This is a genomic window from Enterococcus raffinosus (genome assembly GCF_001886185.1).
GTDB classification, from domain to species: Bacteria; Bacillota; Bacilli; order Lactobacillales; family Enterococcaceae; genus Enterococcus_A; species Enterococcus_A raffinosus.
The window spans coordinates 102,374-126,382 of record NZ_JXLA01000005.1 but is presented as its reverse complement, the minus strand read 5'-3'; the positions used below and the strand labels follow the sequence as shown (position 1 = coordinate 126,382).

23 protein-coding genes and 1 tRNA gene are annotated in these 24,009 nt (G+C 41.6%); 6 read left to right on the top strand and 18 right to left on the bottom strand.

Annotation, left to right across the window (positions count from 1 at the left end):
• Positions 1-299: 299 nt before the first annotated feature.
• Positions 300-371, bottom strand: a tRNA-Glu gene (locus RV13_RS04055).
• 241 nt (positions 372-612) lie between these two features.
• Here RV13_RS04055 and RV13_RS04050 point away from each other — a divergent pair.
• The 4 genes from RV13_RS04050 to RV13_RS04035 all read left to right on the top strand — a co-directional run bounded on the left by RV13_RS04050 (position 613) and on the right by RV13_RS04035 (position 5,147).
• On the top strand, positions 613-1,242 hold the full coding sequence (locus tag RV13_RS04050; RefSeq protein ID WP_010746651.1) for a CBS domain-containing protein: 630 nt from the start codon (positions 613-615) through the stop codon (positions 1,240-1,242).
• A gap of 11 nt (positions 1,243-1,253) precedes the next feature.
• The gene (locus RV13_RS04045) at positions 1,254-2,066 is read left to right on the top strand and encodes a pyruvate, water dikinase regulatory protein (RefSeq protein WP_010746652.1); all 813 of its coding nucleotides are present in this window, start codon (positions 1,254-1,256) and stop codon (positions 2,064-2,066) included.
• Between the two features lie 68 nt (positions 2,067-2,134).
• Positions 2,135-4,069 carry a fructose-1,6-bisphosphatase gene (locus RV13_RS04040; protein WP_010746653.1) on the top strand — a complete coding sequence of 645 codons (1,935 nt, stop codon included), beginning with the start codon at positions 2,135-2,137 and terminating at the stop codon, positions 4,067-4,069.
• A gap of 136 nt (positions 4,070-4,205) precedes the next feature.
• Positions 4,206-5,147 carry an AEC family transporter gene (locus tag RV13_RS04035; RefSeq protein WP_010746654.1) on the top strand — a complete coding sequence of 314 codons (942 nt, stop codon included), beginning with the start codon at positions 4,206-4,208 and terminating at the stop codon, positions 5,145-5,147.
• 53 nt (positions 5,148-5,200) lie between these two features.
• Here RV13_RS04035 and glyS read toward each other — a convergent pair whose 3' ends face one another.
• From glyS to hisG, 11 genes are all read right to left on the bottom strand, one after another.
• Positions 5,201-7,279, bottom strand: coding sequence for a glycine--tRNA ligase subunit beta (glyS, locus tag RV13_RS04030; RefSeq protein ID WP_010746655.1), 2,079 nt, complete (start codon positions 7,277-7,279; stop codon positions 5,201-5,203).
• Between the two features lies 1 nt (position 7,280).
• Positions 7,281-8,168 (bottom strand): glycine--tRNA ligase subunit alpha, encoded by an 888-nt coding sequence (gene glyQ, locus RV13_RS04025; RefSeq protein WP_010746656.1) that lies wholly within the window; start codon positions 8,166-8,168, stop codon positions 7,281-7,283.
• Positions 8,169-8,742: 574 nt separating this feature from the next.
• On the bottom strand, positions 8,743-9,570 hold the full coding sequence (locus RV13_RS04020; RefSeq protein ID WP_010746657.1) for a histidinol-phosphatase: 828 nt from the start codon (positions 9,568-9,570) through the stop codon (positions 8,743-8,745).
• Positions 9,571-9,585: 15 nt separating this feature from the next.
• Positions 9,586-10,221 (bottom strand): bifunctional phosphoribosyl-AMP cyclohydrolase/phosphoribosyl-ATP diphosphatase HisIE, encoded by a 636-nt coding sequence (hisIE, locus tag RV13_RS04015; protein WP_010746658.1) that lies wholly within the window; start codon positions 10,219-10,221, stop codon positions 9,586-9,588.
• A gap of 107 nt (positions 10,222-10,328) precedes the next feature.
• Complete coding sequence (gene hisF / locus RV13_RS04010; RefSeq protein ID WP_010746659.1) at positions 10,329-11,087, bottom strand: imidazole glycerol phosphate synthase subunit HisF; 759 nt, start codon at positions 11,085-11,087, stop codon at positions 10,329-10,331.
• Positions 11,084-11,803, bottom strand: coding sequence for a 1-(5-phosphoribosyl)-5-[(5-phosphoribosylamino)methylideneamino]imidazole-4-carboxamide isomerase (gene hisA, locus RV13_RS04005; protein WP_010746660.1), 720 nt, complete (start codon positions 11,801-11,803; stop codon positions 11,084-11,086). Before hisA ends, hisF begins: the two co-directional genes overlap by 4 nt.
• Entirely contained in the window at positions 11,800-12,426 is a 627-nt protein-coding gene (hisH, locus tag RV13_RS04000; RefSeq protein ID WP_010746661.1) for an imidazole glycerol phosphate synthase subunit HisH, read from the bottom strand. Before hisH ends, hisA begins: the two co-directional genes overlap by 4 nt.
• 13 nt (positions 12,427-12,439) lie before the next feature.
• Entirely contained in the window at positions 12,440-13,033 is a 594-nt protein-coding gene (gene hisB, locus RV13_RS03995; protein WP_010746662.1) for an imidazoleglycerol-phosphate dehydratase HisB, read from the bottom strand.
• Entirely contained in the window at positions 13,030-14,088 is a 1,059-nt protein-coding gene (gene hisC / locus RV13_RS03990; RefSeq protein WP_010746663.1) for a histidinol-phosphate transaminase, read from the bottom strand. The genes hisB and hisC overlap by 4 nt, the downstream gene beginning before the upstream one ends.
• A complete protein-coding gene (hisD, locus tag RV13_RS03985) occupies positions 14,085-15,365 on the bottom strand; it encodes a histidinol dehydrogenase (protein WP_010746664.1) in 1,281 nt (426 codons plus the stop codon). The genes hisC and hisD overlap by 4 nt, the downstream gene beginning before the upstream one ends.
• Positions 15,362-16,921, bottom strand: a complete 1,560-nt coding sequence (gene hisG / locus RV13_RS03980; RefSeq protein ID WP_010746665.1) for an ATP phosphoribosyltransferase — start codon at positions 16,919-16,921, stop codon at positions 15,362-15,364. The genes hisD and hisG overlap by 4 nt, the downstream gene beginning before the upstream one ends.
• A 306-nt stretch (positions 16,922-17,227) precedes the next feature.
• On the opposite strand from hisG, the gene RV13_RS03975 reads away from it, so the two are divergent.
• Both RV13_RS03975 and RV13_RS03970 read left to right on the top strand, forming a co-directional pair.
• A complete protein-coding gene (locus RV13_RS03975; RefSeq protein WP_010746666.1) occupies positions 17,228-17,656 on the top strand; it encodes a hypothetical protein in 429 nt (142 codons plus the stop codon).
• Entirely contained in the window at positions 17,637-18,011 is a 375-nt protein-coding gene (locus RV13_RS03970) for a hypothetical protein (RefSeq protein WP_010746667.1), read from the top strand. Before RV13_RS03975 ends, RV13_RS03970 begins: the two co-directional genes overlap by 20 nt.
• A gap of 27 nt (positions 18,012-18,038) precedes the next feature.
• On the opposite strand, the gene recO is transcribed toward RV13_RS03970, so the two are convergent.
• The 6 genes from recO to RV13_RS03940 form a co-directional block, all read right to left on the bottom strand.
• Positions 18,039-18,815, bottom strand: a complete 777-nt coding sequence (recO, locus tag RV13_RS03965) for a DNA repair protein RecO (RefSeq protein WP_010746668.1) — start codon at positions 18,813-18,815, stop codon at positions 18,039-18,041.
• Between the two features lie 72 nt (positions 18,816-18,887).
• Entirely contained in the window at positions 18,888-19,787 is a 900-nt protein-coding gene (gene era, locus RV13_RS03960) for a GTPase Era (RefSeq protein WP_010746669.1), read from the bottom strand.
• A 36-nt stretch (positions 19,788-19,823) separates the two neighbouring features.
• Positions 19,824-20,219 carry a diacylglycerol kinase family protein gene (locus RV13_RS03955; protein ID WP_010746670.1) on the bottom strand — a complete coding sequence of 132 codons (396 nt, stop codon included), beginning with the start codon at positions 20,217-20,219 and terminating at the stop codon, positions 19,824-19,826.
• Positions 20,197-20,670: an rRNA maturation RNase YbeY gene (gene ybeY, locus RV13_RS03950; protein ID WP_010746671.1), complete on the bottom strand. Its 474-nt coding sequence runs from the start codon at positions 20,668-20,670 to the stop codon at positions 20,197-20,199. Before ybeY ends, RV13_RS03955 begins: the two co-directional genes overlap by 23 nt.
• A complete protein-coding gene (locus RV13_RS03945) occupies positions 20,670-22,874 on the bottom strand; it encodes an HD family phosphohydrolase (protein WP_010746672.1) in 2,205 nt (734 codons plus the stop codon). Before RV13_RS03945 ends, ybeY begins: the two co-directional genes overlap by 1 nt.
• A gap of 15 nt (positions 22,875-22,889) precedes the next feature.
• Positions 22,890-23,810 carry a PhoH family protein gene (locus RV13_RS03940; protein WP_051095960.1) on the bottom strand — a complete coding sequence of 307 codons (921 nt, stop codon included), beginning with the start codon at positions 23,808-23,810 and terminating at the stop codon, positions 22,890-22,892.
• Positions 23,811-24,009: the final 199 nt, after the last annotated feature.

The window sequence follows — 24,009 nt, the reverse complement described above, 5'->3', positions numbered from 1 at the left end:
GTAAAGATATCTTTACTTAAAACTCTATCACTCAATTCTAGATAAGTAAAGATATCTTTACAAAAAATGATTCAAAGGACGGAACGCTTATTTATAGAAATACCCCATGACTATAGAAGTCACGGGGTAGCTTTCAATTAGATGATGGATAAACCATTCATTTTAAGATACGCAGCTAGTCTTTCCTTACATGATCTTATTGCATGTGCGCTAGGTACTCTTATCCACGTATTCAAAACCAAAAAAAAGAGCTGAGCTCTCAGCTTACATACTGAATGCTCAACTCTCTCTTACTATTATAACCCGTACGGGATTTGAACCCGTGCCTCCGCGCTGAGAACGCGGCGTCTTGACCCCTTGACTAACGGGTTAGTATTTCTCAACAGAAAGAATTATACTGCTAAACGATTTTTTTAGAAAGTATTTGCACTTTATTTTTCCAAATTATTAAATATGTGTTTATTTGACCATTCATGTTGTTTATATACTTATTACGTGTATAATAGGTTGTGTATTCAAGTCATTGCTTTTCAGATGAGCTTGAATGACCCACGAAAGAAAAAGAAATTCATTTTTTCTCAAAGAAAAACGAATGTATTACTAGGAGGACCTATGAATCTATCACAAAGGCAAGAGAAAATCATTGAGATCGTCAAACGCGATCAACCGCTAAGTGGTGAAAAAATCGCTGAACACTTAGGAATTTCACACGCTACTTTACGAACGGACCTGTCCTTCTTAACCATGGCAGGTATTTTGGAAGCCAGCCCTAAAGTCGGCTACACCTACACAGGTGTGGGCATCGAGCAATTTTTGTTCGACAAAATCTTTTCTGTGAAAGTCGAAGAAATCATGCTGTCCCCTCTGCTAACACCGCAGGATACCTCCATTCATGACGCGATCACCAATATGTTCATGTATGATGTAGGCTCGATTTATGTAACGGATAAAGAACAGCAGCTAGTCGGCTTATTATCTCGCAAGGATTTGCTGCGGGCTTCATTAAACAGCAACCTGCAAAATACACCTGTTGCTGTTGTGATGACACGAGCACCTCACCTGCAGACGTGTACAAAGGACTATACGATCTTAGAAGCCGGCGCAGTTTTACTGGATTATCAAGTGGACTCATTGCCAGTAGTCAGTGAAGATGATCCAAAAAAAGTGATTGGAAAAATAACGAAGTCACGGATTTTCAATTATATTATGCAGCAAGCAAAACAAACTGAAACCAATCGATAGGAGCGAAAAAAATGAAAAAAAGTGTCCCATTATACATGATCTCTGATTCAGTCGGTGAAACCTCTCTAAAATTAGTGAATGCCGCAGCAGCTCAATTCCCTACAGTGGATTTTGATTTATCTTATCGTTTCCCCTTTACTAAAGATGAAGAAGAACTGAAAAGTATCTTAGGTGATGCCTTAAAGGACAGTGCGGTTGTCGTTACCACGTTGGTCAGTGATAATCTAACTCAAATCGTGGAAGATTTCGCTGAACGTACAGGCTTGCAATACATTAATTTAATGAGTCAGTTCATGGATATTGTTCACCAAAAAACCGGTGTTGCTCCATTACAACAAGCCGGTGTCGTTCATAAATTGAATCAGGAATATTTTGATCGTGTAGCTGCTATTGAATTTGCTGTGAAATATGACGACGGAAAAGACGCGAAGGGCTTCCTAGAAGCGGATCTTGTTCTCTTAGGAATCTCTCGTACTTCTAAGACACCGTTAAGCATGTATTTAGCGAATAACCGGATTAAAGTGGCCAATTTGCCATTGATTCCAGAAGTTCCGTTACCTGAACAGATCAAGGCCGTACCAAAGGAAAAAATCATCGGTCTTGTCATTGAACCAGAAGTTCAGAAGAAAATTCGGATGAGCCGCTTGAACTCTTTAGGCTTAGCTGAAAATTCTCGCTATTCAGATATTAACCGCATCAAAGAAGAACTGGATTATGCGTTAAAAGTTTATGATGAATTAGGCGCCTTCACACTAGACGTTACCAATAAATCAATCGAAGAATCTGCAACACTGATTTGCGAACATTTGGACAACGCGTTATAAACAAGTTTCCTTCTACTTCTTACTTCGAATAGTACGTGTACGAGAATATATAAATAAGGAGCGTATCTATGCTATCGACCCGTGACAAATATTATCAAATGTTGGAGAAAGAATTTAGTACCAAGGAGGCGATCATGACTGAGTTAATCAACCTAGAGGCCATCATGCATTTGCCCAAAGGAACCGAACTTTACATCAGTGATATTCATGGGGAGTTCACTGCCTTTGACCATATTTTGCGTACTGGTGCAGGGAATATCAAAGAGAAAATCAGCCTGCTTTTCGGCGATCGCTTAACAGAACACGAAAAAGACAAACTGACGATCCTTGTGGCTTACCCGCGAGAAGCATTGGATGACAAAGACTTTTATGCCTATCGTGATCGTTCATGGTATCGTAAAAAAATTCGTCAGCTCTTAGAATTGCTGTCCTTTTGTTCCACTAAATACACGCGTTCTAAGGTACGGAAGGCCTTACCGAAGCAATACGCTTATATCATTGAGGAATTGATGTATACTGATACGAATTATACTGATAAAGCGGCTTACTTTGATCAAATTTTGGCGCATCTGCTGGATTTGGAGCAAGGTCGTCCCTTTATCATCGCCTTATGTCAGAGCATCCAGCGCTTAGTTGTGGATCATCTCCACGTTGTTGGTGATATCTATGATCGTGGACCAGAGGCCGATAAAATCATGGATCGGCTTTGTCAAATGCCCTCTATTGATATCCAATGGGGCAACCATGACATCCTCTGGATGGGTGCGTATGCCGGTTCTCGCGCGTGTCTGATGACCTTATTGCGGATCGCTGCACGCTATAATTATCTGTATGAGATCGAACAGGCCTATGCCCTCAACCTGCGTCCATTATTCATGTATGCTGAGGAGCACTATCAAAAGAATCCAATCTTTACTCCAAAGGAAAAGAACAGCAGTGAAAGCTATTCTATTGAGAGTCTAGACAGTTTGGAAAAAGTTCATCAGGCCTTATCGATTATCCAATTCAAATTGGAAGGACAGCTGATTAAGCGTCATCCTGACTTTCAGATGGAGGATCGCTTGCTGTTGGAAAAAATTGATTTTGATAAAGAAACCGTTCACTTAGCCGGAAAAGACTATCCTTTGCAGGGAAGCTGCTTCCAAACCTTACAAAAAGATGTTCACGCATTGACCGAACAGGAAGAATACGTCGTGGATACCTTACTAAGCTCCTTCCAGCAATCAGCCAAAATGCAGGAGCATATGCAGCTGCTGTTAAACAAAGGATCAATGTACCTAGTCTACAATCAGCACTTGCTTTTCCATGGCTGCTTACCGTTAAAAGCTGATGGTAGCTTTCTGCCGCTGAATGTTGCGGGAAAAGATTATGTTGGAAAAGATCTGCTAAACTTCTTTGAAGAGCAGATTCGCTCTGGCTGCCAAAATCAGGAAACCGATAGTTCACAGGCGGACTGGATTTGGTACTGCTGGTCTGGCAAAATCTCACCACAGTTTGGGAAAAGTGCCATGACTACCTTTGAACGGTATTTTATCGCTGATAAAAAGACCCATAAGGAAATCAAAAATCCTTATTACCAATTTCGCGACACTCACGATACCTGTCAGATGATTTTAGAAGAATTTGCTTTGTATTCATCGAACTCGCGAATCATTAATGGCCACACCCCAGTGAAGGTTAAGAGTGGTGAATCACCAATCAAAGGGGAAGGCATGCTGTTCGTGATTGACGGTGGGCTCTCAAAAGCTTATCAAAAAACGACCGGCATCGCGGGCTATTCGCTGCTGAATAATTCGTATGGCTTCCAGCTCGTCACCCACGATCCCTTTGAATCGGTCGCAAATCTATTAGCTAAGCAAGCCGATGAAACCTCCTTGAAGCGAGTGATCGACAAAGACTTGAAACGCATCCTGATCAAAGATACGACGGTCGGCGATAGTCTCGAAGAACAGATTGAAAATCTGACTGGACTATTAAACTATCAAGACCAAAATGACAGCTAGCTCATTATTAATGAACTATTTTTCGTACGCTTAATATTTTTCTAATCTGTTGAAGTAGGAAAAAATAGTCCACACGGGTACCATCAGTAATTGATGCTGCCCGTGTTTTTCTGTATAGTGGATGCGAGGTGAAAAAATGGTTTCTGCATATATTAATATCTTTTTTATTTTTGTCTTAATGTTCATCGGCTATGTCCTAACCTATAAGCAATGGTTTTCAAATCAAATCGGTGATGCCTTCTCAAAACTGGTCTTGCAGATCGCGTTGCCCTGCAACATGTTTTTAACGATCACTAAGAACTTTTCCCGTTCGGAGTTTCTCCATCTTGTTGGTGGTATGGTGATCCCATTAATTTCTATGCTGCTGACCTTTCTCGTCAGCTTTATCTATTGCCGAATCTTTCGGATTACTCCCGCTCGAAAAGGAATTTTCTCTACAATGTTCACCTGCTCCAATACAATTTTCATTGGACTGCCAATAAATCTAGCGATTTTCGGTGAACAGGCCGTTCCGTACGTACTTCTTTATTACATTGTCAATACCACAATCTTTTGGACGTTGGGCATCTACTTTATCGCTCGGGACAATCCTCAGATTGAACAGGCTACCGTCAAATTCCACCTGATTCCAATTTTGAAGAAGATTTTCTCACCGGCGCTGCTGGGCTTTTTACTTGGTCTGTGTGCCGTGCTGGTCAATCTTTCTGTATCTGATTCAATCGCGACCTTCTTAGGGTATCTCGCAAATCTGACGACGCCGCTGTCGATGTTTGTCATCGGGATCATCGTGTACAATGTAGGAATTAAAAATCTGACCTTAAACAGAGACATTATCGGGGTTCTCGTGGGACGTTACGTCATCTCACCGCTCATCGTTTGGCTCTTAGGGCAGTGGATCAGTGTACCGCCTTTGATGCTTTCCGTATTTATTATCCAAGCAGCGATGCCAGTTCAAAATTCAGTACCGATCTTAGCCCGTTCTTATGGAGCGGATCAACAATTCGCCGCTTCTTCTTTAGGATACTCCGTTCTCCTCTATCTGGCGTATATTCCGCTATTATTGAAATTGATACTATAAAAAAACCTTCGAGCACGAGCTCGAAGGTTTTTTATTTATCGTTAACTTTACGGCTATTTAGTAATAATTTTATCGATACTTGCCAAGGTATTCGCCATACGAGCAATAATCGCTAATTGATTCAAACGGTTGTCGCGAATTTTTTCATCGTCTACCATGATCATTGTTTCGTTGAAGTAGCGTTCGATTACTGGACGCAAATTCGTCAAGGTTTGATAGTTTTCTGCCATGCTTTGATTAGCAAACTCATCTTCCGCTTCTTTCACTGCCGCATATAATTCTTTTTCGCTTTCGTTTTCAAACAGCTTAGGATCAACCTTGAAATTGATAGTTGCAGGGTTCATTTTTTTCGTCAAGTTAATGACCCGAGTCAAAGCTTCCATCGCTTCTTTGAAATGCTCATCTGACAAATGCTGATTAAAGATTTGCGCTGTTTTAAAGACTTGTACCAAATCATCCTGATGTGAATCTAGTACAGCATCGATAATGTCATGACGTACATTGTACATTTGCAGCCGTTGACGCATCCGACCTTTGAAGAATTCGATAAACTCTTTTTGGTCGCGGTTGAAATGAATCCCGTAATCCAAGACATCTTCATTGATCGCATCGACGATTGCTCCTTGCATATCGGTGAATGGGAATGTCCAGCCTTGTGCTTCGACAATCCGTACAATTCCATACGTTTGACGACGCAATGCGTAAGGATCGTTTGAGCCGCTTGGGATCATACCTACAGCGAAGAAGCCTAACACACTGTCAATCTTATCAGCAATCGCTAAAACAGCGCCAATCGCTGTTTTTGGCAGTTCACCTTCTGCTGAGATTGGCAGGTAATGTTCACGGATAGCCGCAGCAACAGCAGGCGTTTCACCCTTCAATAAGGCATATTTCTCTCCCATGATTCCTTGCAATTCAGGAAACTCGCCCACCATGTTCGTCACCAAGTCGAATTTATAAATTTCAGACGCACGTTTTAAATCAGTTAATTCTTCCTCGCTCAATCCAACTCGTGTACCAATCAATTGACTAATTAAACCGACACGCTGCATTTTTTTATACATGCTGCCGATTTTTTCATGGAAGGTCACGTTCTTTAATTTTTCAACGCATTCTTCAATTGATAATTTTTTATCTTCTTCAAAGAAGAACTCGCCGTCTTCCAGACGTGCCGCCAAAACTTTTTGATTTCCTTTAATTACATTGTCCAGCTTCACGCTGTTTCCGTTGCGGACAGAAATGAAGTGCGGCAGCAGCATGCCTGCTTGGTTGCGTACTTCAAAATAGCGTTGATGTTCCTTCATGGAAGTAACTAAAACTTCTTCTGGTATAGATAAGAAACGTTCTTCGAAATCACCGACAAACGCCGTTGGATATTCGACTAAGTTTGTGACTTCTTCTAATAAATCAGCATCAAGATCGATGACCCATTTATTTTTTTCTGCCAGCTCTTCGATTTGTTCTACGATCATTTGTTGACGCTTATGGGCATCAGCGATCACGAATTGTTCTTCTAATTTTGCTTCGTATTCGCTAGGATTAGCAAGTTCAACTTGATCCCCTAAGAAGCGATGGCCTTCTGTTGTACGACCTGTTTGTACATCTAATAATTCAAACGGAATCACTTCTTCATCTAACAATGCGACGATCCAATGAATTGGACGGATGTATTCAAACATCGTATCGCCCCAATGCATCATCGTTGGAAAGTTCATGCTCTTAACAACCTCTAATAATCCAGTTAGTACTTCTTTGCTTTCCTTCCCATGAATATATTTTGTCACGTAAACATATTCCACACCATTCAATTCGCGGAAAGTAATCGCGTCTGTTGTTAAGCCTTGTCCACGGACAAAGCCTTCTGCCGCTTTACTCCAGTTGCCTTCTGCATCCAATGCGATTTTCTTCGCTGGTCCTTTGACTTCTTCTTGCACGTCATCTTGACGGTCAGGAATATTCGTTACACGAATCGCCAAACGTCGAGGCGTTGAAAAGCTTTCGATCGATTCGAAGGTTAGACTGTTTTCGGTTAAAAATTTTGAGATCTTTTCTTCTAATTGTTTGATGCTTGGCCAAACCACGTGGGCTGGCATTTCTTCTAAACCAATTTCTAATAGTAGATTTTTCGCCATCTTATTTGCCCTCCTGATTCAATAATGGGAAGCCTAGTTTTTCCCGTTCAGCTACAAATATCTTCGCAACTGAGCGTGCCATGTTTCGGATGCGTGCTAGATAACCCGCGCGTTCTGTTACAGAAACAGCTCCGCGAGCGTCTAATAAGTTAAATGTATGGCTGCATTTTAAAATGTAATCATACGCTGGATGCACGAGATTTTCATCAATACAACGCTTCGCTTCTTTTTCGAATTTTTCGAAATTATCTAAAAGCATCGCTTGATCACTTTCTTCAAAGGAGTATTTTGAATGTTCATATTCTGGCTGCTTGAAGATTTCGCCATATTTAACCCCAGTACTCCATTCCAGATCATAAACACTGTCAACTTCTTGAATATAAGAAGCCAAACGTTCCAACCCATAAGTCAATTCAGAAGTGACAGGGTGACATTGCAAACCGCCGACTTGTTGGAAATACGTAAACTGTGTGATTTCCATACCGTCTAGCCAAACTTCCCAACCAACACCGGCACAACCCATTGATGGGTTCTCCCAGTTATCTTCAACGAAACGAATATCGTGTTCTAATGGATCAATCCCTAATAAACGCAAGCTGTCTAAATACAGCTCTTGAATATTTTTTGGTGAAGGCTTCATCACCACTTGGAATTGATGGTGTTGATACAAGCGGTTTGGATTTTCCCCATAACGACCATCCGCTGGACGACGTGATGGCTCAACATAAGCGGCACGCCATGGTTCTGGTCCAATAGCTCGTAAAAAAGTATACGGACTCATAGTTCCCGCTCCTTTTTCCGTATCGTAGGCTTGCATCAGCATACAACCATTGTCTGACCAAAATTTTTGTAATGTCAAAATCATTTCTTGCACAGTTAACTTGCTCATTCTGTTTCCTCCTGTATATTTTCTATGTAACTTTATCCATTGTTCTATTGTCTAACTGCTAGCTCATAACAGACGAAATCATTTTTCAAAATACGGAAAAATGAGTTCTATCTTCATACGCATAACATTTTTCTAACCTGCTGAAGCAGGAAGAAAAACTGTCAGCTAGTTCTTTCTAAGGAATATATTTTTCAAACACACCAAAAATAATTCCTATTTTCACCACGCATACGATTCCACTAACCGTACTAAAAGTACGGAGTGGAACTCGCAAAAAAGTCCCCATGCCGAAATAATCGACATAGGGACGTATTAACGCGGTTCCACCCTACTTCCAAGCATAGGCTTGGCAGCTTTAACTAAACGTGCTCACAAACGCCAACAAAATCTGCTTCTCTGCTTGGCTTCCACCGATCCAAGCTCGCTGTGATCTTCCACAAATTTCTAAATTTGATCATCGCACCTATTCAACTTGGTTCTATAATAGCGACACCAGACCCCTTTTGTCAAATCTTTCTGTCATGAGCGTTTCGCTCTTCGTAATGTCTATGCTACAAAAGACCTTTTAAGGGAGCTAGCCAAAGGGGATTGGTTGAAATAGACCATCCTTTAATTGCATTGTCTCCGTAAATCCGATGGCCTTTAATAGTTCAACCGTTTCTGGAAAATGACAAGTTAAAGTCGTCGTCTCGTGGCTGTCGCTGGTAATAATGATCGGACAGTCTCTTTCCTTTAGTTGTTTCAATAAAAATGGATTAGGATAGGGTGTTGTTCGCCAGTTGCGAGAAATCGCACCAGTATTGATCTCCACCATACCATCATAAGTTTCGATGATATCTATGACATGATTCAGCGCCTGTAAAGCAATCGCTTGGTATTCTGTTCCTTCTTCATCCAACCAAGGTTGTTTTTCATTAAACTTCGTAATCAGGTCAAAATGTCCAACGATCTTCGACTGGTTCTGGTTAATATGCTTAACTACGGTGTCATAGTAATCGCGCACCATTTGCATCTTATCCCCTTGGTACCATTCGTCCAGAGTCTTCATCAAGCTTTCCGGACTCTCATCGACACTGCGGAAGATTCCTTGACGCGGTGGGAAATAATGCACAGAACCTATTGTATAGTCGTATCCGTCAATTGGATCTGCACTGTAATAATCCCATTCTAAGCCTAGGCTGATTGTTAATTCCCCTGCCAACTTTTCCTTTAAATCACGCAATGCTGCCTGATAGGCCACTTCATTTTGTACTCCAAGACAGCTAGGATCAAAAAGTGCTGGTGAATGACACGTAAAGCCTAAATCTGTAAAGCCCAAATCAATCGCCGCTTGTGCCATATCTTCTAAAGTATCTTTTCCATCACACCAAGTACTGTGCGTATGAGCGTTTGAATAAAACATCGCTGACCTCCAATTTTACTGCATCCGTTCTTGCTTCACCTTTTTATCAACAACATGCCGATTAGCTAATTCTTGACGTACCTCAGTCAAGTCAATCCCCATCTCAACCATCAATACAAGGACATGATACACCAAATCGGAAATTTCGAAAACAGTCTCTTTGTGATCCTCTTTCATCGCGCCGATCACTACCTCAGTGGATTCTTCTCCGACCTTCTTTAAAATTTTTTCGACACCTTTTTCAAATAAATAGCTCGTATAGCTGCCTTCTTGGGGAGCTTCCTTGCGCCCCTTGACAAGCTTGTACAAAGCATCAATTGTTGCTTTGTGATCAGCCTCACCGTATAAGAGTTCATTAAAGCAGCTCTCCGCACCAGTATGACACGCTGGACCATCTTTTTTCACCTTCGCTACTAAGGCATCCTGATCGCAATCTAGTTTTAACGAAACAAGATGCTGATAGTTCCCGCTGGTTTCACCTTTGCGCCACAATTCTTTGCGGCTGCGTGAATAGAAGGTCATTAATTGATCCTTCAATGTTAATTCATAGCTTTCTTGATTCATATAAGCTAATGTCAATACTTCATTGGTTTCGGCATCTTGTACGATCACCGGAATCAATCCTTGTTCGTCGAATGTTAATTCAGTCATCCCATGCCCTCCTTATTCCTATCAATGTAATCATTTTTCAAAATACGAAAAAATGAAATTAATTTTCATTCAGTATACCATTCTGCTAATCTTGTAGAACTGACTGTCTAAACGATGCGGACAGGAATATCCGCCGTCATCAATTGTTTTTTCAGATCAGGAATCTTTACTTCACCATAATGAAAAATCGATGCAGCTAAGCCAGCTTCAATTTTAGGCAATTGAAACAGGTCAATAAAATCTTCACTTTTTCCAGCACCACCAGAGGCTACGATCGGCAACGTGGTAATCTCGCTGACAGCCTTCAGCAGTTTTAAATCAAACCCTTGCTTTACCCCATCTGTATCCATGCTATTGATGACTAGTTCGCCCGCTCCTAATTGCTCACCCTGACGAATCCACTCTAGGGCTTCCATTCCTGTATCTTCTCGTCCACCTTTAGCAAAGACATGCCATTCATCTCCGACACGGCAAATATCTACTGACAAGACCACACATTGACTGCCGTATCGCTTCGCCCCCTCTTCAATCAGTTGAGGACGGCGAATCGCGCCGGAATTGACACTGACCTTATCCGCGCCGCAATTCAAGACGCGTTCAAAATCAGACACTTCATTAATCCCGCCACCAACCGTCAACGGAATAAAGACCTCAGAAGCGACACCCTTCAAAATATCAGTGAACAACCCTCGCTCTTCCGCCGAAGCGGTGATATCATAAAAGACCAGCTCATCGGCTCCCTGCTCATTATAAAAACGCGCCAAAGTCACTGGATCATTGACGTCCTGCAGCCCAGCAAAATTGACTCCCTTAACTACACGGCCATCGCGAACATCTAAACATGGGACAATTCTTTTTGCGATCATTGATCGTCACCCCCAGCTTGCAAGACCTCTTCCAATTTTAAGCTTCCGTTATAAAGCGATTTTCCAACGATTACACCGCTTATCCCTAATTGTTTTAAGCCTTCAATATCCTTTAGTGATGCGACACCACCAGAGGCTACGATTTCTATATCTAATTGATTCAATTTTTGATACAGCGGCAGATTAATGCCTTCACCCGTTCCATCACGAGAAATCTCAGTGAAGATGATTGTCTCTGCACCCCAAGCAGCTAGTTGCTGACAAAATTCAAAGGCATCAGTCTCTGTTTTCTCCAGCCAGCCTTCTACAGCTACCTTTTCATCTTTGGCATCGACCCCGATAGCGATCTTACTGCCGTATTTTTTTAACATCGCTTGTGTGAAAGCTGGATCTTTTTGCGCGATTGTCCCGAGTATTACCCGATCCACCCCTGCAGACAAGCAATGTTCGATCGTTTCCTCGTCACGAATACCGCCACCCACTTCTACAAAAAGATTGGTGTTCTCAGCGATTTTTTTTGCGATTTCAAAATAATGAAGCTTGCCAGCTTTGGCACCATCTAAATCGACTAAATGCAGGCATTTTGCTCCTGCTTTTTCAAAGGATTGCGCAAAAGCTACAGGATCGTCGCCGAAAACTTCCTTTTGCGCATAGTCCCCTTGATACAATCGTACGACTTTCTGGTCTAAAAGATCAATCGCGGGAAAAATTTTCATACTGGCACCTCCGTAAATGCTTTTAAGATTTTCAAGCCAACTTCACCGCTCTTCTCAGGATGGAACTGCGTCCCAAAAACATTGCCATTCTGCACAATTCCTGGAATGGAAACACCATATTCGCTGTCTGCGACTAAATGTTCTTGGCAATCCGTCGCATAGTAGCTGTGAACGTAATAAACAAAATCCTCTTTACCCAACGACTTTACCAATGGACTTTCAAAATCTCGCACGTCCAATTTATTCCAGCCGATCTGCGGTACTTTTAGGTCAATCTTTTTTTGATCAAAGGCCTCTCGCATCGAAACGATCCGGCCGGGAATCAAGCCTAATCCAAGATGCTTCCCGAATTCTTCACTTTTATCAAATAAAAGCTGCATGCCCAGACAAATTCCTAAAAACGGTTTGCCTGAAGCGGCTAATTCTTGAATCGGTTCGACTAGCGATAATTCCTCCAGCTTTTTCCGTGCATCGCCAAACGCGCCGACACCAGGTAAGATAATTCGCTCTGCTGCCTTCAGTTCCTCTAACGAACGTGTGATTTTACATTCCACACCTAAATATTCCAATGAGCGTGACAAACTAAACAAATTGCCAACGCCATAATCAATAATTGCTAGCATCGCTTGTCTCCTCCTAGTTTATCGTCCCTTTAGTGGATGGAATCTCATCTGGCGCCAATTGATTGATCGCTACGGCTTCTCCCAATGCACGCCCAAATCCCTTAAAGCAAGCCTCCACAATATGATGGCTATTTTTTCCAGCGATTTGATGTAAATGGATCGTCGCACCTAGTTCACGAGCAAAGGCAATGAAAAATTCTTCCACTAGCTCTGTATCAAACTGCTGCCCAATCTTTTCACTAGGAATGTCCAGCTCGACAACTGCCATACCGCGCCCACTAATATCGATGGCTGACATCACCAATGCTTCATCCATTGGCAACAGCATACTGCCGTAACGTTTGATTCCGCGCCGTTCACCTAGACTTTCTGAAAAAGCCCGACCGATCGCGATGGCGACATCTTCGGTTGTATGATGGGCATCTACTTCAATATCTCCATCACAAACAAGTTCAAGATCAAAACGGCCATGACGAACAAACAGCTCTAGCATATGATCTAGAAAACCTACTCCCGTTTTAATCGTTTGCTGTCCGGTACCATCCACAGTCAAAGAAAGCTGGATCTTTGTTTCGGATGTGTTACGTGTTACTTCGGCCTTTCTCATGCTTTCACCTCATTTAATATTGTTGTCAAGACAGCGATCAGCTGCTCCATCTGCTCTTTCGTTCCTACAGTAATTCGCAAGTAGTCTTTTGTTCGTGGTTGATTGAACCAGCGCACGAGGATTTTCTTCTCTCTTAAAGCCAGAAAGAGACTTTCGCCTGAGAGTTTTGGATGCTTCGCAAATAAGAAATTTCCTTGACTATCCGTTTGTTCGAATCCTAGCTTGGTTAACTCCTGCTTGCTCCATTCTCTGACCTTGATCGTTTCTTGAACCTTCTGATCCACATACACTTGCTCCTGCAAGACAGCTCCACCCGCGGCTTGCGTCAAGCTGTTAACGTTGTATGGATTTAAACTGAAACGCAGTCGATTCAAATCCGCAATTAAATCCGTGTTCCCTATACCGAAGCCCAAACGCGCTCCCGCCAATTGACGAGATTTCGAAAAGGTTCCTATGACAAATAGATTCTTGTATTGATTAATTAAAGAAACCATTGATTTTCCGCCGAAGTCGATATAAGCTTCATCAACGACCACTAAACGATCTGGATGACGTTCAAGAAAGGCGCAAATTTCTTCTTGCGGCAAATAGATGCCTGTCGGTGCATTAGGGTTCGCAAAAATGACGGTTCCCTTGAATGCATCGTACTCAGCTAAGTCTAGCGAAAAATCCTCTTTCAACGGAACCACAGTGGATTCCACTTGATACAGTCCGCTGTAAACTTGATAAAAACCATAGGTTACATCTGGAAAGGCGATGCCTTTTTCAGTAAAGCCTTGGAAAATGTAAGAGAGGACTTCATCACTGCCGTTACCTAGAAAAAGCTGCTCTTGCTTCACTCCCAGATATTTTGCTAAAGGCTTTGCGACAGCCTCTACCGCAATATCTGAATAACGATTCAATTTCTGAGCGGCCTCTGCTACTGCTTTTTGAACATTAGGCGCTGGAGGATACGGACTTTCGTTTGTATTTAACTTAATGTATGCTGCTTCATCCACCTGCTCCCCAGGTGTATAAGGCGTTAAATTCTGATACGTTTGATTTAAAAAGCTCATGCATCCTCACCTCTTCGCACCTTCATTGACCGCGCGTGCCCCATTAGATTCTCGGTCTCCGCAAACAATTCTACCGCTGGTCCAACGGCGTTCATCGCCTCTTCTGTGTAATAAAGATAGCTGCTCTTCTTAACAAAATCATCCACTGAAAGCGGGGAGTAAAATCGGGCTGTTCCTTCTGTTGGCAAAGTATGGTTCGGACCGGCAAAATAATCTCCCAATACTTCTGGCGTGTGGTGTCCTAAAAAGACACTGCCGGCATTCTCAACTTTTCCTAACAAGGCAAAAGGTTCTGCTACCGATAACTCTAAATGCTCTGGAGCAATTTGATTCGCTATTGAGAGTGCTTCCTCTATATCTTTGACTAAAATGATTTTGCCATTATTTTCAATTGCTGCAGCCGCGATTTCTTGTCGAGGCAATGCAGCGAGTTGCTGTGCGACTTCTGTTTGAACCTTTTCTATTAATGCTTCTTCTGTCGTTACTAGAATTGCTTGAGCTAACTTGTCATGCTCTGCCTGTGCTAGAAGATCCGCTGCGATCCAACGAGGATTCGCGCTGTGATCCGCCACAATCAAGACATCACTAGGTCCCGCAATCATATCGATATCTACTTCACCGTAGACCATTTTTTTAGCCGTAGCGACATAAATATTTCCTGGACCTACGATTTTGTCTACTTTTGGAATAGTATCTGTTCCGTAAGCAAGTGCAGCGACCCCATGAGCACCTCCGACTTTATAAATCTCATCAACTCCGGCAATTGAAGCAGCCGCTAAAATAGCGGCAGGAACATTGCCTTCGTTATCTGTGGGAGTCACCATGACAATTTTCTTAACGCCAGCAATTTTTGCTGGCAATACATCCATTAATACAGTACTAGGATAAGCCGCCGTTCCCCCAGGGACATAAACCCCTACTCGAGCTAACGGAAGGATTCGCTGCCCCATAACTACGCCGCTATCTTCTGTCGAAACAAACCCTTGGCGTACTTGTTTTTGATGAAAGGACCAAATATTTTCTTTTGATTGCTCCATCACCTTTAGTAATTCTGGCGAAACTGCCTTTAATGCTGAATCGATCTCTTCTTGACTGACCGCTAAGGAATCCAAAACTACATGATCGATTTCTTCGATTATTTGATAAAGCGCTTGATCCCCATCCGTTTGGACACGCTTGATTATTTTTGATACAACATCAGAAACATCGGCAGTTTCAGAATATTTCCGTGCTAAAATCGTTTTTAATGGCTCTTTTTGTGTTGAATAAACTCTCATAGCTGCTTCCTCACCTTCTCGATCACCTTTTGAATTCGTTCCTGTTTAAATCGCCACGTCGCGTTATTAATAATGAAACGAGCAGAAGACGGAGCAATCTCTTGAATCACTTTTAAATCATTCTCCTTCAACGTTGTACCCGTCTCCACAATGTCTACGATCACATCGGATAATCCCAATAGCGGTGCCAGTTCAATTGACCCATGCAGATGAATCAATTCCACGGAACGGCCGAGACCTTCATAAAACTCTCGGGTAATTCGCGGATACTTGGTGGATACTCGCAGTGGTCGGGAGAAGTCTTCTTCAAAGTCGTTATGAGCAGCCACGGCCAATCGACATTTTCCCATATGCAAATCAAGAAACTCAATGACTTCGGCTTTACTTTCCAATAAAATATCTTTGCCTACCACACCGATATCCGCCGCACCATGCTCCACGTAGATCGCTACATCACTAGGCTTCACTAAAAAGAAGCGCAATTTATTGTCCTCATCGCAAAAAATCAGTTTGCGATTTTCTTCAAAAACGCCTTCTGCTGCCACACCGGCCTTAGTGAACAGCTCATAGACTGCGTCACCCATCCGTCCCTTCGGTAAAGCGATATTCAAATACTCAGAGCTTTGATTATCTGACGGCAATTTCTGCCCCACATGATTTAGTTTCATTCCGAAACCGAGTGCTCCCTGATCCTTTCCTTGACGGCTCATTAAACGATCATAGCGGCCACCATATAAAATGGTTTCTCGCGCTTCTTTAATAAAGCCTTGGAATAAAAGACCGCTATAATAGTCCGCATCATTCATAATAGAGAAATCAATTCGCAAGCGAATCTTGTCGGATAGTTTTTCTTCCTGCAGCGCTGTATATAGTTGTTTCAATTCTTCTAAGCCTGCTTGAGCCTTTGGATACGTCGCTAATAGTTTCTTCGCTCGTTGATATTTCGTTTCAAAATTCCCGGATAGGCGAACCAATTTGGCTAAATTTTCCGATTCCTCTTTAGACAATCCAGCTTTTGCCGTCAGCTCATCCATGCCGTGAGAGCTCTTATCACGTAGACAGTCTAAGACCCTCTGGCGATCCTCCTCTGGAAAACGATCACAGATCCCATTCAAAATCCCCATATGAGAAAGGTCTAACGTCCCTTCACCCACTTGAGCCAAGCTTTCCCAAGCCAATTTTAAAACTTCTAGCTGATCTTCCCAGGTAATGTCGTCAATGATTTCTAAACCGATTTGATAGATTTTTTGGTATTCTCCAGCCTGTCGGTCGTGACGGTACACATCCTCGACATAATAAACTTTTCGTGCTTCACCCGCAGGTGTATTTTTAGCGATCGATAAAGTCACATCCGGCTTTAATGCCATAGTCCGTCCATCATTTCCTGTGAAGGTAATAATAGAAGAATTCCGCAAAAAATTGTAGCTCTGCTGATAATTTCCGTATTCTTCAAAGTTATTTAAGTGATAAGGATGAAAATGATGCTGAGTATACAACTTTCTTAGCTTCAATTCGATTTGTTCTTCTGGTCTCAGTACTTCCCATAATTCTTCCACATTATCACTCCTAATTATGTATAGTTTCTATAGAAAAAATCCTCCAATGTGAGGCGACTCCTTTTATGGCTTAAATAAAAAAGAGCGAACCAATTTTCTTTTAACAGCCGCAAACATTAGTGTTTTCTAACAATATTAATTGTTTTGCCATAAATTAGCAATGGTAATCTGTGAAAGAACGCACTTTTTGCTAAAAGTTCGAAAATAAATGAATCAATAATAGAAGAATTTCTTAGATTTTTTTTAGAAACCTATCTGTTTTCTGCTATACTTTTGGTAACTTGATGCAGATTGGAGGAGTGAGAAATGTTCACTAAATTAAAGAAATGGAATCATTCGTTTAAATTATTTATGATTAAAAGGCCTTTCTTGTATACCCTATTTTTACTAGCGATTTTTCTCATTACGCAAATGATCATCAATGTCTATAGAAACGAACCCATACTAGCGAATTTTAACAATAATCTAGCTGTATTTTGGATTCTAATCGTGGGTTATCTCGCCTCTTGGCTATCAAAAAGGCAGGGGCAACAATTTTTGATTTGTTTTCTCTTCACCTTCACTTATTTAATGATTCAAAGTATTCTCGACAAAAGCATTGTAGATTATACTTCCGTGCTTATAATTTTATTCATAGCTCTTCTGTTAGGTGGTGTTTCATGGATGTTAGCTGACACTGTTACCTCGCGAAAAAAAGAATTGGAGAAATCTGAAGATGAATCAACCAACTCCTAAAAACAGAAAAATCAATAATCAATTTTTAGTCCTGTTTATATTCTTCGGATCACTGCTATTTGATTGGGCTCGTGACCTCTATACAAATGGCTGGTCACTTAAGCCCCTCTTCAATATCACGGCTGTTCTATTGTTTTTGATAGCTTCTTACTTGGTTGAAAGGAAAACGAGCTTATCCCCTACAGTACGAGGGCTGTTCTATTTTCTTTACTTTCTGATTATCGGAACAATCGCTTCTGCAATCATCTATAGCAATCAATTAAATGGTCAAATGCTGTTCCTATATTTATTCTTTTCTTTTATGGGCACTCTTATTTGGCTATTTGTTTGTAAAAAATTAAGAGCAAAAAAATAACCTGCAACACCCATTAGGTTTTGCAGATTACTCTTCTCTTGGTTTTAGCACGTCTTGCCATTCACTCATTTGATCAATAAACTTCTTGCTTTTTAAGTGCAACCCGATATATTCCTCATAGAGCTGATCCAATGTCTGTCGGATCGCTTTTTTTGTTTCCGGCTTTAAATTGATGGTATTGATGTTTTCGTAGGTGATGCTGTTAAACATTCGAAGAAAATAGATTGCTCGTGGATCGGCATGGTAGCGATGCTGGTCCAAATGCCAATGCTCTTCACAGAGAATCCCATTGTATTTTGAAGAAAAATCAAATGCGCCAGTTCTTTTCCCGCAGACCCCGCAGGCCTGCCAATTCAGAGAAATACCAAAACGCTGCATGATCTGAACTTCGTAGATATTCATGATCGTCTCGCCGTCTGCTCCCTCATTCATCCGCTGCAATGCCTCTCGAGTAAATCCATACAGCGAAGGGTCATACACGTGGTCTTCAATTGCGGCATCTGCTAATCCTAAAATATAGGAGCCATAAGCATTTAAAAAAATGTCTTCCTGCAATTTACGCATAGGTTGAATTTCTTTCGCACTATTCAGGAAAGAAAGCCCCTCTGTTTTCAGATTTCCGATGAACACCGCTTCGGTAAATGGCTGAACGGCTGTCTGTAATGGATTATTGGCTCGGTGGATTCCCTTGGCGAAAAACATGACCTTCCCCGCCGATTCTGTAAATATTTTGATCAGCTTGTCCTTTTCCTTATAATCCCGACTAAATAAAATGATGCCTTTTGTTTCACCAATTTGCGCCAAAACTTCACCTCCCATTATTAACTATTCGACTTACAAAAAGCTCCACGAAAAAAATCGTGAAGCTCCTTTTCCTTAATAATCCTCTTTGCGATAGCCATAATCTTGCAGATACGTTTGCTTATCGCGCCAGTCTTTTTGGACTTTCACCCAAAGCTCTAAATAAACTTTGTCTGCTAAAAGGGTTTCGATATCCTTACGGGCCTGAGTACCGATATTTTTCAGCATCTTACCACCTTTTCCGATAATAATCCCTTTTTGGCTTGTCCGCTCTACAATAATTGTCGCTTGTATATGAACCTTATCATTTTCATCTCGCTTCATTGATTCTGTAACAACTGCTACAGAGTGAGGCACCTCATCACGGGTCAGACTCAATACTTTTTCACGAATCAATTCAGAAACGATAAAGTATTCCGGATGATCTGTAATTTGATCATCTGGGAAATATTGCGGACCTTCATCCATTTGATCGACTAAAACTTCTAATAAATGTTCCACATTATTTCCTTCAGTCGCTGAGATCGGGATGATCTCTTTGAAATCCATAATCGTACGATAGTCATCAATGATTGCTAGCAAATCGTCTGGATGGATTGTATCAATCTTATTGATCACTAGGTAAACTGGGACTTCCTGTTGGCTTAAACGCTCCAAGATGAAATCATCTCCGCGTCCACGCTTTTGATCTGCACTGACCATGAATAGAATCGCATCGACTTCACGTAGGGCGCTGTAGGCCATCTCTACCATGTAATCCCCTAAGCGATGCTTTGGCTTATGAATTCCTGGCGTATCAATGAAGATCACCTGTGCCTCAGGAGTCGTATAAACCCCTTGGATTTTATTTCTAGTGGTTTGTGCCTTATCACTCATAATGGCGATTTTTTGTCCTACAATACGATTTAATAAGGTGGATTTTCCAACATTGGGTCGACCAACAATCGCCACAAACCCTGATTTATGTTCTGTCATATAAAAGTCCTTTCTGAACCTTTGGTAATTACTTTTTTAAAGAAAAAGCTCAATAATTTTTGGTAGGAAGATGATCACACCCACAATAATGGCAAAGACTGACGTCACTAGAACGGCTCCAGCGGCCATATCCTTGATCTTCTTTCCAATCGGATGGAAATGACAATCCGTGACCATATCTACTACATTTTCAAATACAGTATTGATAATCTCAACAATCCAAACTAGAAAGACTGCTAGAAAAATCCACAGCCACTCAAGCACCGATACGCCCAGCAAGAATGCCACCAAAATTGCCATTAGCCCAAAGACTACATGGGCTCGCATGTTGCGCTCTTCTTGAAAAACTGTCTTAATTCCTTGAATCGCGAATTCCAAAGATGTGACAAAATGCTTGTTTTTTTCCGTTTTATCTTTTAAGTCCATAGGCATCTAATATCTCTTTCTGTAGACCAAACATCTCTTTTTCATCCTCAGGTGTCATATGGTCGTACCCATTGATATGTAAAAAGCCATGTACGGCTAGAAACCCTAGTTCACGGTCAAAACTGTGTCCATACTCTTCTGCCTGTTCACGGGCACGTTCTGTTGAAATCATGATATCACCAAGATTTCTCGGCATCGGATTCTCCTCGTCCATAATGATGGGAACTTCATCTTCACCTTCTTCTTCTAAGGCGAAGCTGATTACGTCCGTTGGTGCGTCTTTATCGCGATAGTCACGGTTGATCACTTGAATTGCGGCATTGTCCATAAAAGTAACAGACATTTCAGTATCTTTCGGCAGTTTTAAGTAATCAGCAGCAAATTGCAGCACGCCGTCGATTTCTTGGATTTTTTCATCAGAGACCTGCTCTGTTTCGTCAATAAAAGTAATATCCATTACTCTTCTCCTTTTTTCTCTTGCTCTTCTTTCATCTTCTCGGCCTCTGACTGCATCCGTGGATACTTGATCCGTGAATGGAAGGTCGAGCTTAGTCCGCTGATCAATGATTTTTCAACGATACGGATTTCTTTTAACGTCAAACCGGAGTCATCCAGCTGTCCATCATTGATCCGTTCTTCAATTAAATTATGAACAAATTCAGTAATTTTATCAATTGAAGGGTGATCCATTGCTCGAACGGCCGCTTCACAGCTGTCAGCGATATTTACTACGCCAGCTTCACGTGTTTGTGGCTTAGGACCTGGATAACGGAACTCTGCTTCAGTTGTATCTGGATTCCGCTCTTTTGCCTTAAAATAGAAGAATTTCATTAACGTCGTGCCATGGTGTTGATAGCAGATATCGATGACCATTTGAGGCATTTTGTATTCCTTTAAGATCTTTGCCCCTTCGATAACATGACCGAAGATGATTTGCTTGCTATCTTCTGGCAATAAAAAGTTATGCGGATTTTCCGCTCCTGTCGGCAGATTTTCTACGAAGAAATTCGCATGCCGAATTTTACCAATATCATGATAGTAGCAGGCTACTCGTGTTAAAAGTGAACGACCGCCAATCTCGGCTACCGCATTGGCGCTTAAGTTAGCCACCATCATTGAATGATGGTACGTTCCTGGTGCCTTTTCAAGTAATTCCTTCAAAAGTGGATGATTGGGGTTACTTAGTTCATTTAGCGTAATCACACCACTGTCAGTAACTAAAATTTCAATATACGGCTGCAAGCCCATCCCCATAATAAAAGATAGGATGCTAGCTGCAAAAGCACCTAACAGTAATCCCCAAGTTTGTGGATCAGTGAAGGACATCCCTTGATAAATACTTAAAATAATCGACCAAATGATTGGAAATGCGACGATCCATAGCATTGCTTGCTTCACTTGATCGGATAGACGTTTTTGCTTAACCATGACTGCCAGCGTACCAGAAAAAAGATAGGTCATTAAGATAACCGGCAGCATATTGGTTCCAATAGCTTTGTAATAAATAAACAACGCAAAAACCGTTTGGAAAACAGCGGATAATGCCCCTGCCCGACGATTAACAAATACAGTCAAGATCAACGGCATAAAGGCTGCTGGGAAAAACAATGCCATATTGTTCGAAGAAGCTCCTTGAAACGCCTGCAGTATTTTCATGATGAAAACACCGATCGTCATCGTCGCGCTATAAAATAGAATAAAGCGCACACGTTGAAATTCGACTTCAAACTGACGACTATAAAACCATAGCAACACACCCTGCAGAATCGCTGACAGAATCATCGCAATCAAAGGAAAAATCGAGGTGCCTGAACTAGTCAATCCTAATAGCTTCAACTTATTAATTGCATTAGCATCGATCTGGCTTCCTTCACGGACAATAACTTCCCCTTGATAAATCATTACTGGTTGAACAGAATCACTGGCTTGTTCTTTTAGTTCATCCGTCCGCTTCTGATTTAGCGAATCATTGATAATGATGCCATTTTCAAGCAAATAGCGCATTACTTGATTTGATTCATCTGACAAACCTAATCCTTGAATTTTATCAATGGCCTGCTGTTTATATTCAGCTAAATCGCTTTGTCGGATGCGTTTTGCCATCTGTTCATCTAAGAGCTTCAGACTTTCCGTGCCAACTTTTGTCAATTCCGTCGCGCTTAATTGCACAACTGCCTGATAAAAATCCTCCGGCAGCTGCTGATAAAAGGTAACCGCATCTTGGTCCAAACCTTCAAAATTCTTTTTAACAGCGGCAACACGCTCATCAACCGTTGGCTGAGGAACCTTTTCACCATCTTTGGCCTGCGATACTTTGGTCTGATAATTTTTATCTAGATCGCTATTAGCCTTTTGGATCAACGTAATCAATTGATTGATTCGATCATGCTGCGTCTGAGCCAAATCCGCTTGATACGTATATTCCGGCGTCACAGCTTCTGCAGCCAGCTGACGCTTCTGATCTGTTTCAGCCTTATTCTCAATCGTCTTATTCGCACGAATACTTTCTGTTGCGACTTGACCTTCTTTGTAGTCAACACTTTTTTGAATGACGCTGGAAAGCATCGTCAAAACTAGTACCAGTGAAAAGACACCTAGAATAATCGGTATTAATTTTGAACCTAATTTTTTCAGCAAGTTATTGATGGGTCGATTTAACATCCAATTCCCTCCTGACTACTTTTCTTGGCGTCGTAGGTTCTCTTGTTCATACGCTTCAATAATCTCCGCAACTACAGGGTGTCGGACAACATCTCCTGCCTCAAAGTTCACGAAGCGAATCTTCTTGATCCCTTGCAAGGTCCGCTCCGCGTGAATCAATCCACTGACTTGTCCCCTTGGTAAATCTACCTGAGACGTATCCCCGTTTACAATCATTTTGGAATTAAATCCAAGACGCGTCAAAAACATCTTCATTTGCGAAATTGTCGTATTTTGTGCCTCATCTAAAATAACAAAAGCATCATCCAATGTCCGTCCCCGCATGTATGCAAGCGGCGCAATTTCGATAACACCACGTTCTAATAAACGGTTCGTGTGCTCCACACCGAATATCTGATGTAAAGCATCATACATTGGGCGTAGATATGGATCAACTTTTTCCTTTAAATCTCCTGGCAGAAAGCCTAGACTTTCTCCCGCCTCTACCGCAGGGCGTGTCAAAATAATACGCTGTACCTCACCTTTTTTCAAGGCAGCGATTGCCATGACAATTGCTAGATAAGTTTTCCCCGTACCCGCTGGTCCAACACCGAAAACAACGTCAGATTTTCGGATAGCTGCAATATATCGGCTTTGTCCAATATTTTTAGGGCGAATCGGTTTTCCATTGCGATCCTTTAATAGCTCTTCTTCATACATCATGACAAACTCATCTAGGTGGTTCTCACGTCCAAGACGTAATGCAGTCATTACATCGGGTGTCGCCACCTTGATTCCACGATCAATCAAAATCTGCAATGTTCGAATAATATCTCCAACCAGTTTCGCCTCTTCTTTCGGCCCAATGATTTGGATTGTTTCTCCGCGAGTATTGATTGTCGTTTCCGTATTCTCTTCTAAAAATTTAACGTGTTTATCGTGGGTACCTAAAAGCATACTGATGTCATCTTTTCCATCAAGCTTTATCTCTAACGACTCAAAATCGTTGCTATTCAACAAGCGCTCATCCCTTCATGAATCATTCCTTCTTATAATACCACACTCTAAATAAAAGAAAAATTGTCTAACCTCTAGATAAAGAGAACCTGAGAAACTGGTTATTTAAGCAAAAAAAAGCCGAGAGAAAATTCTCTCG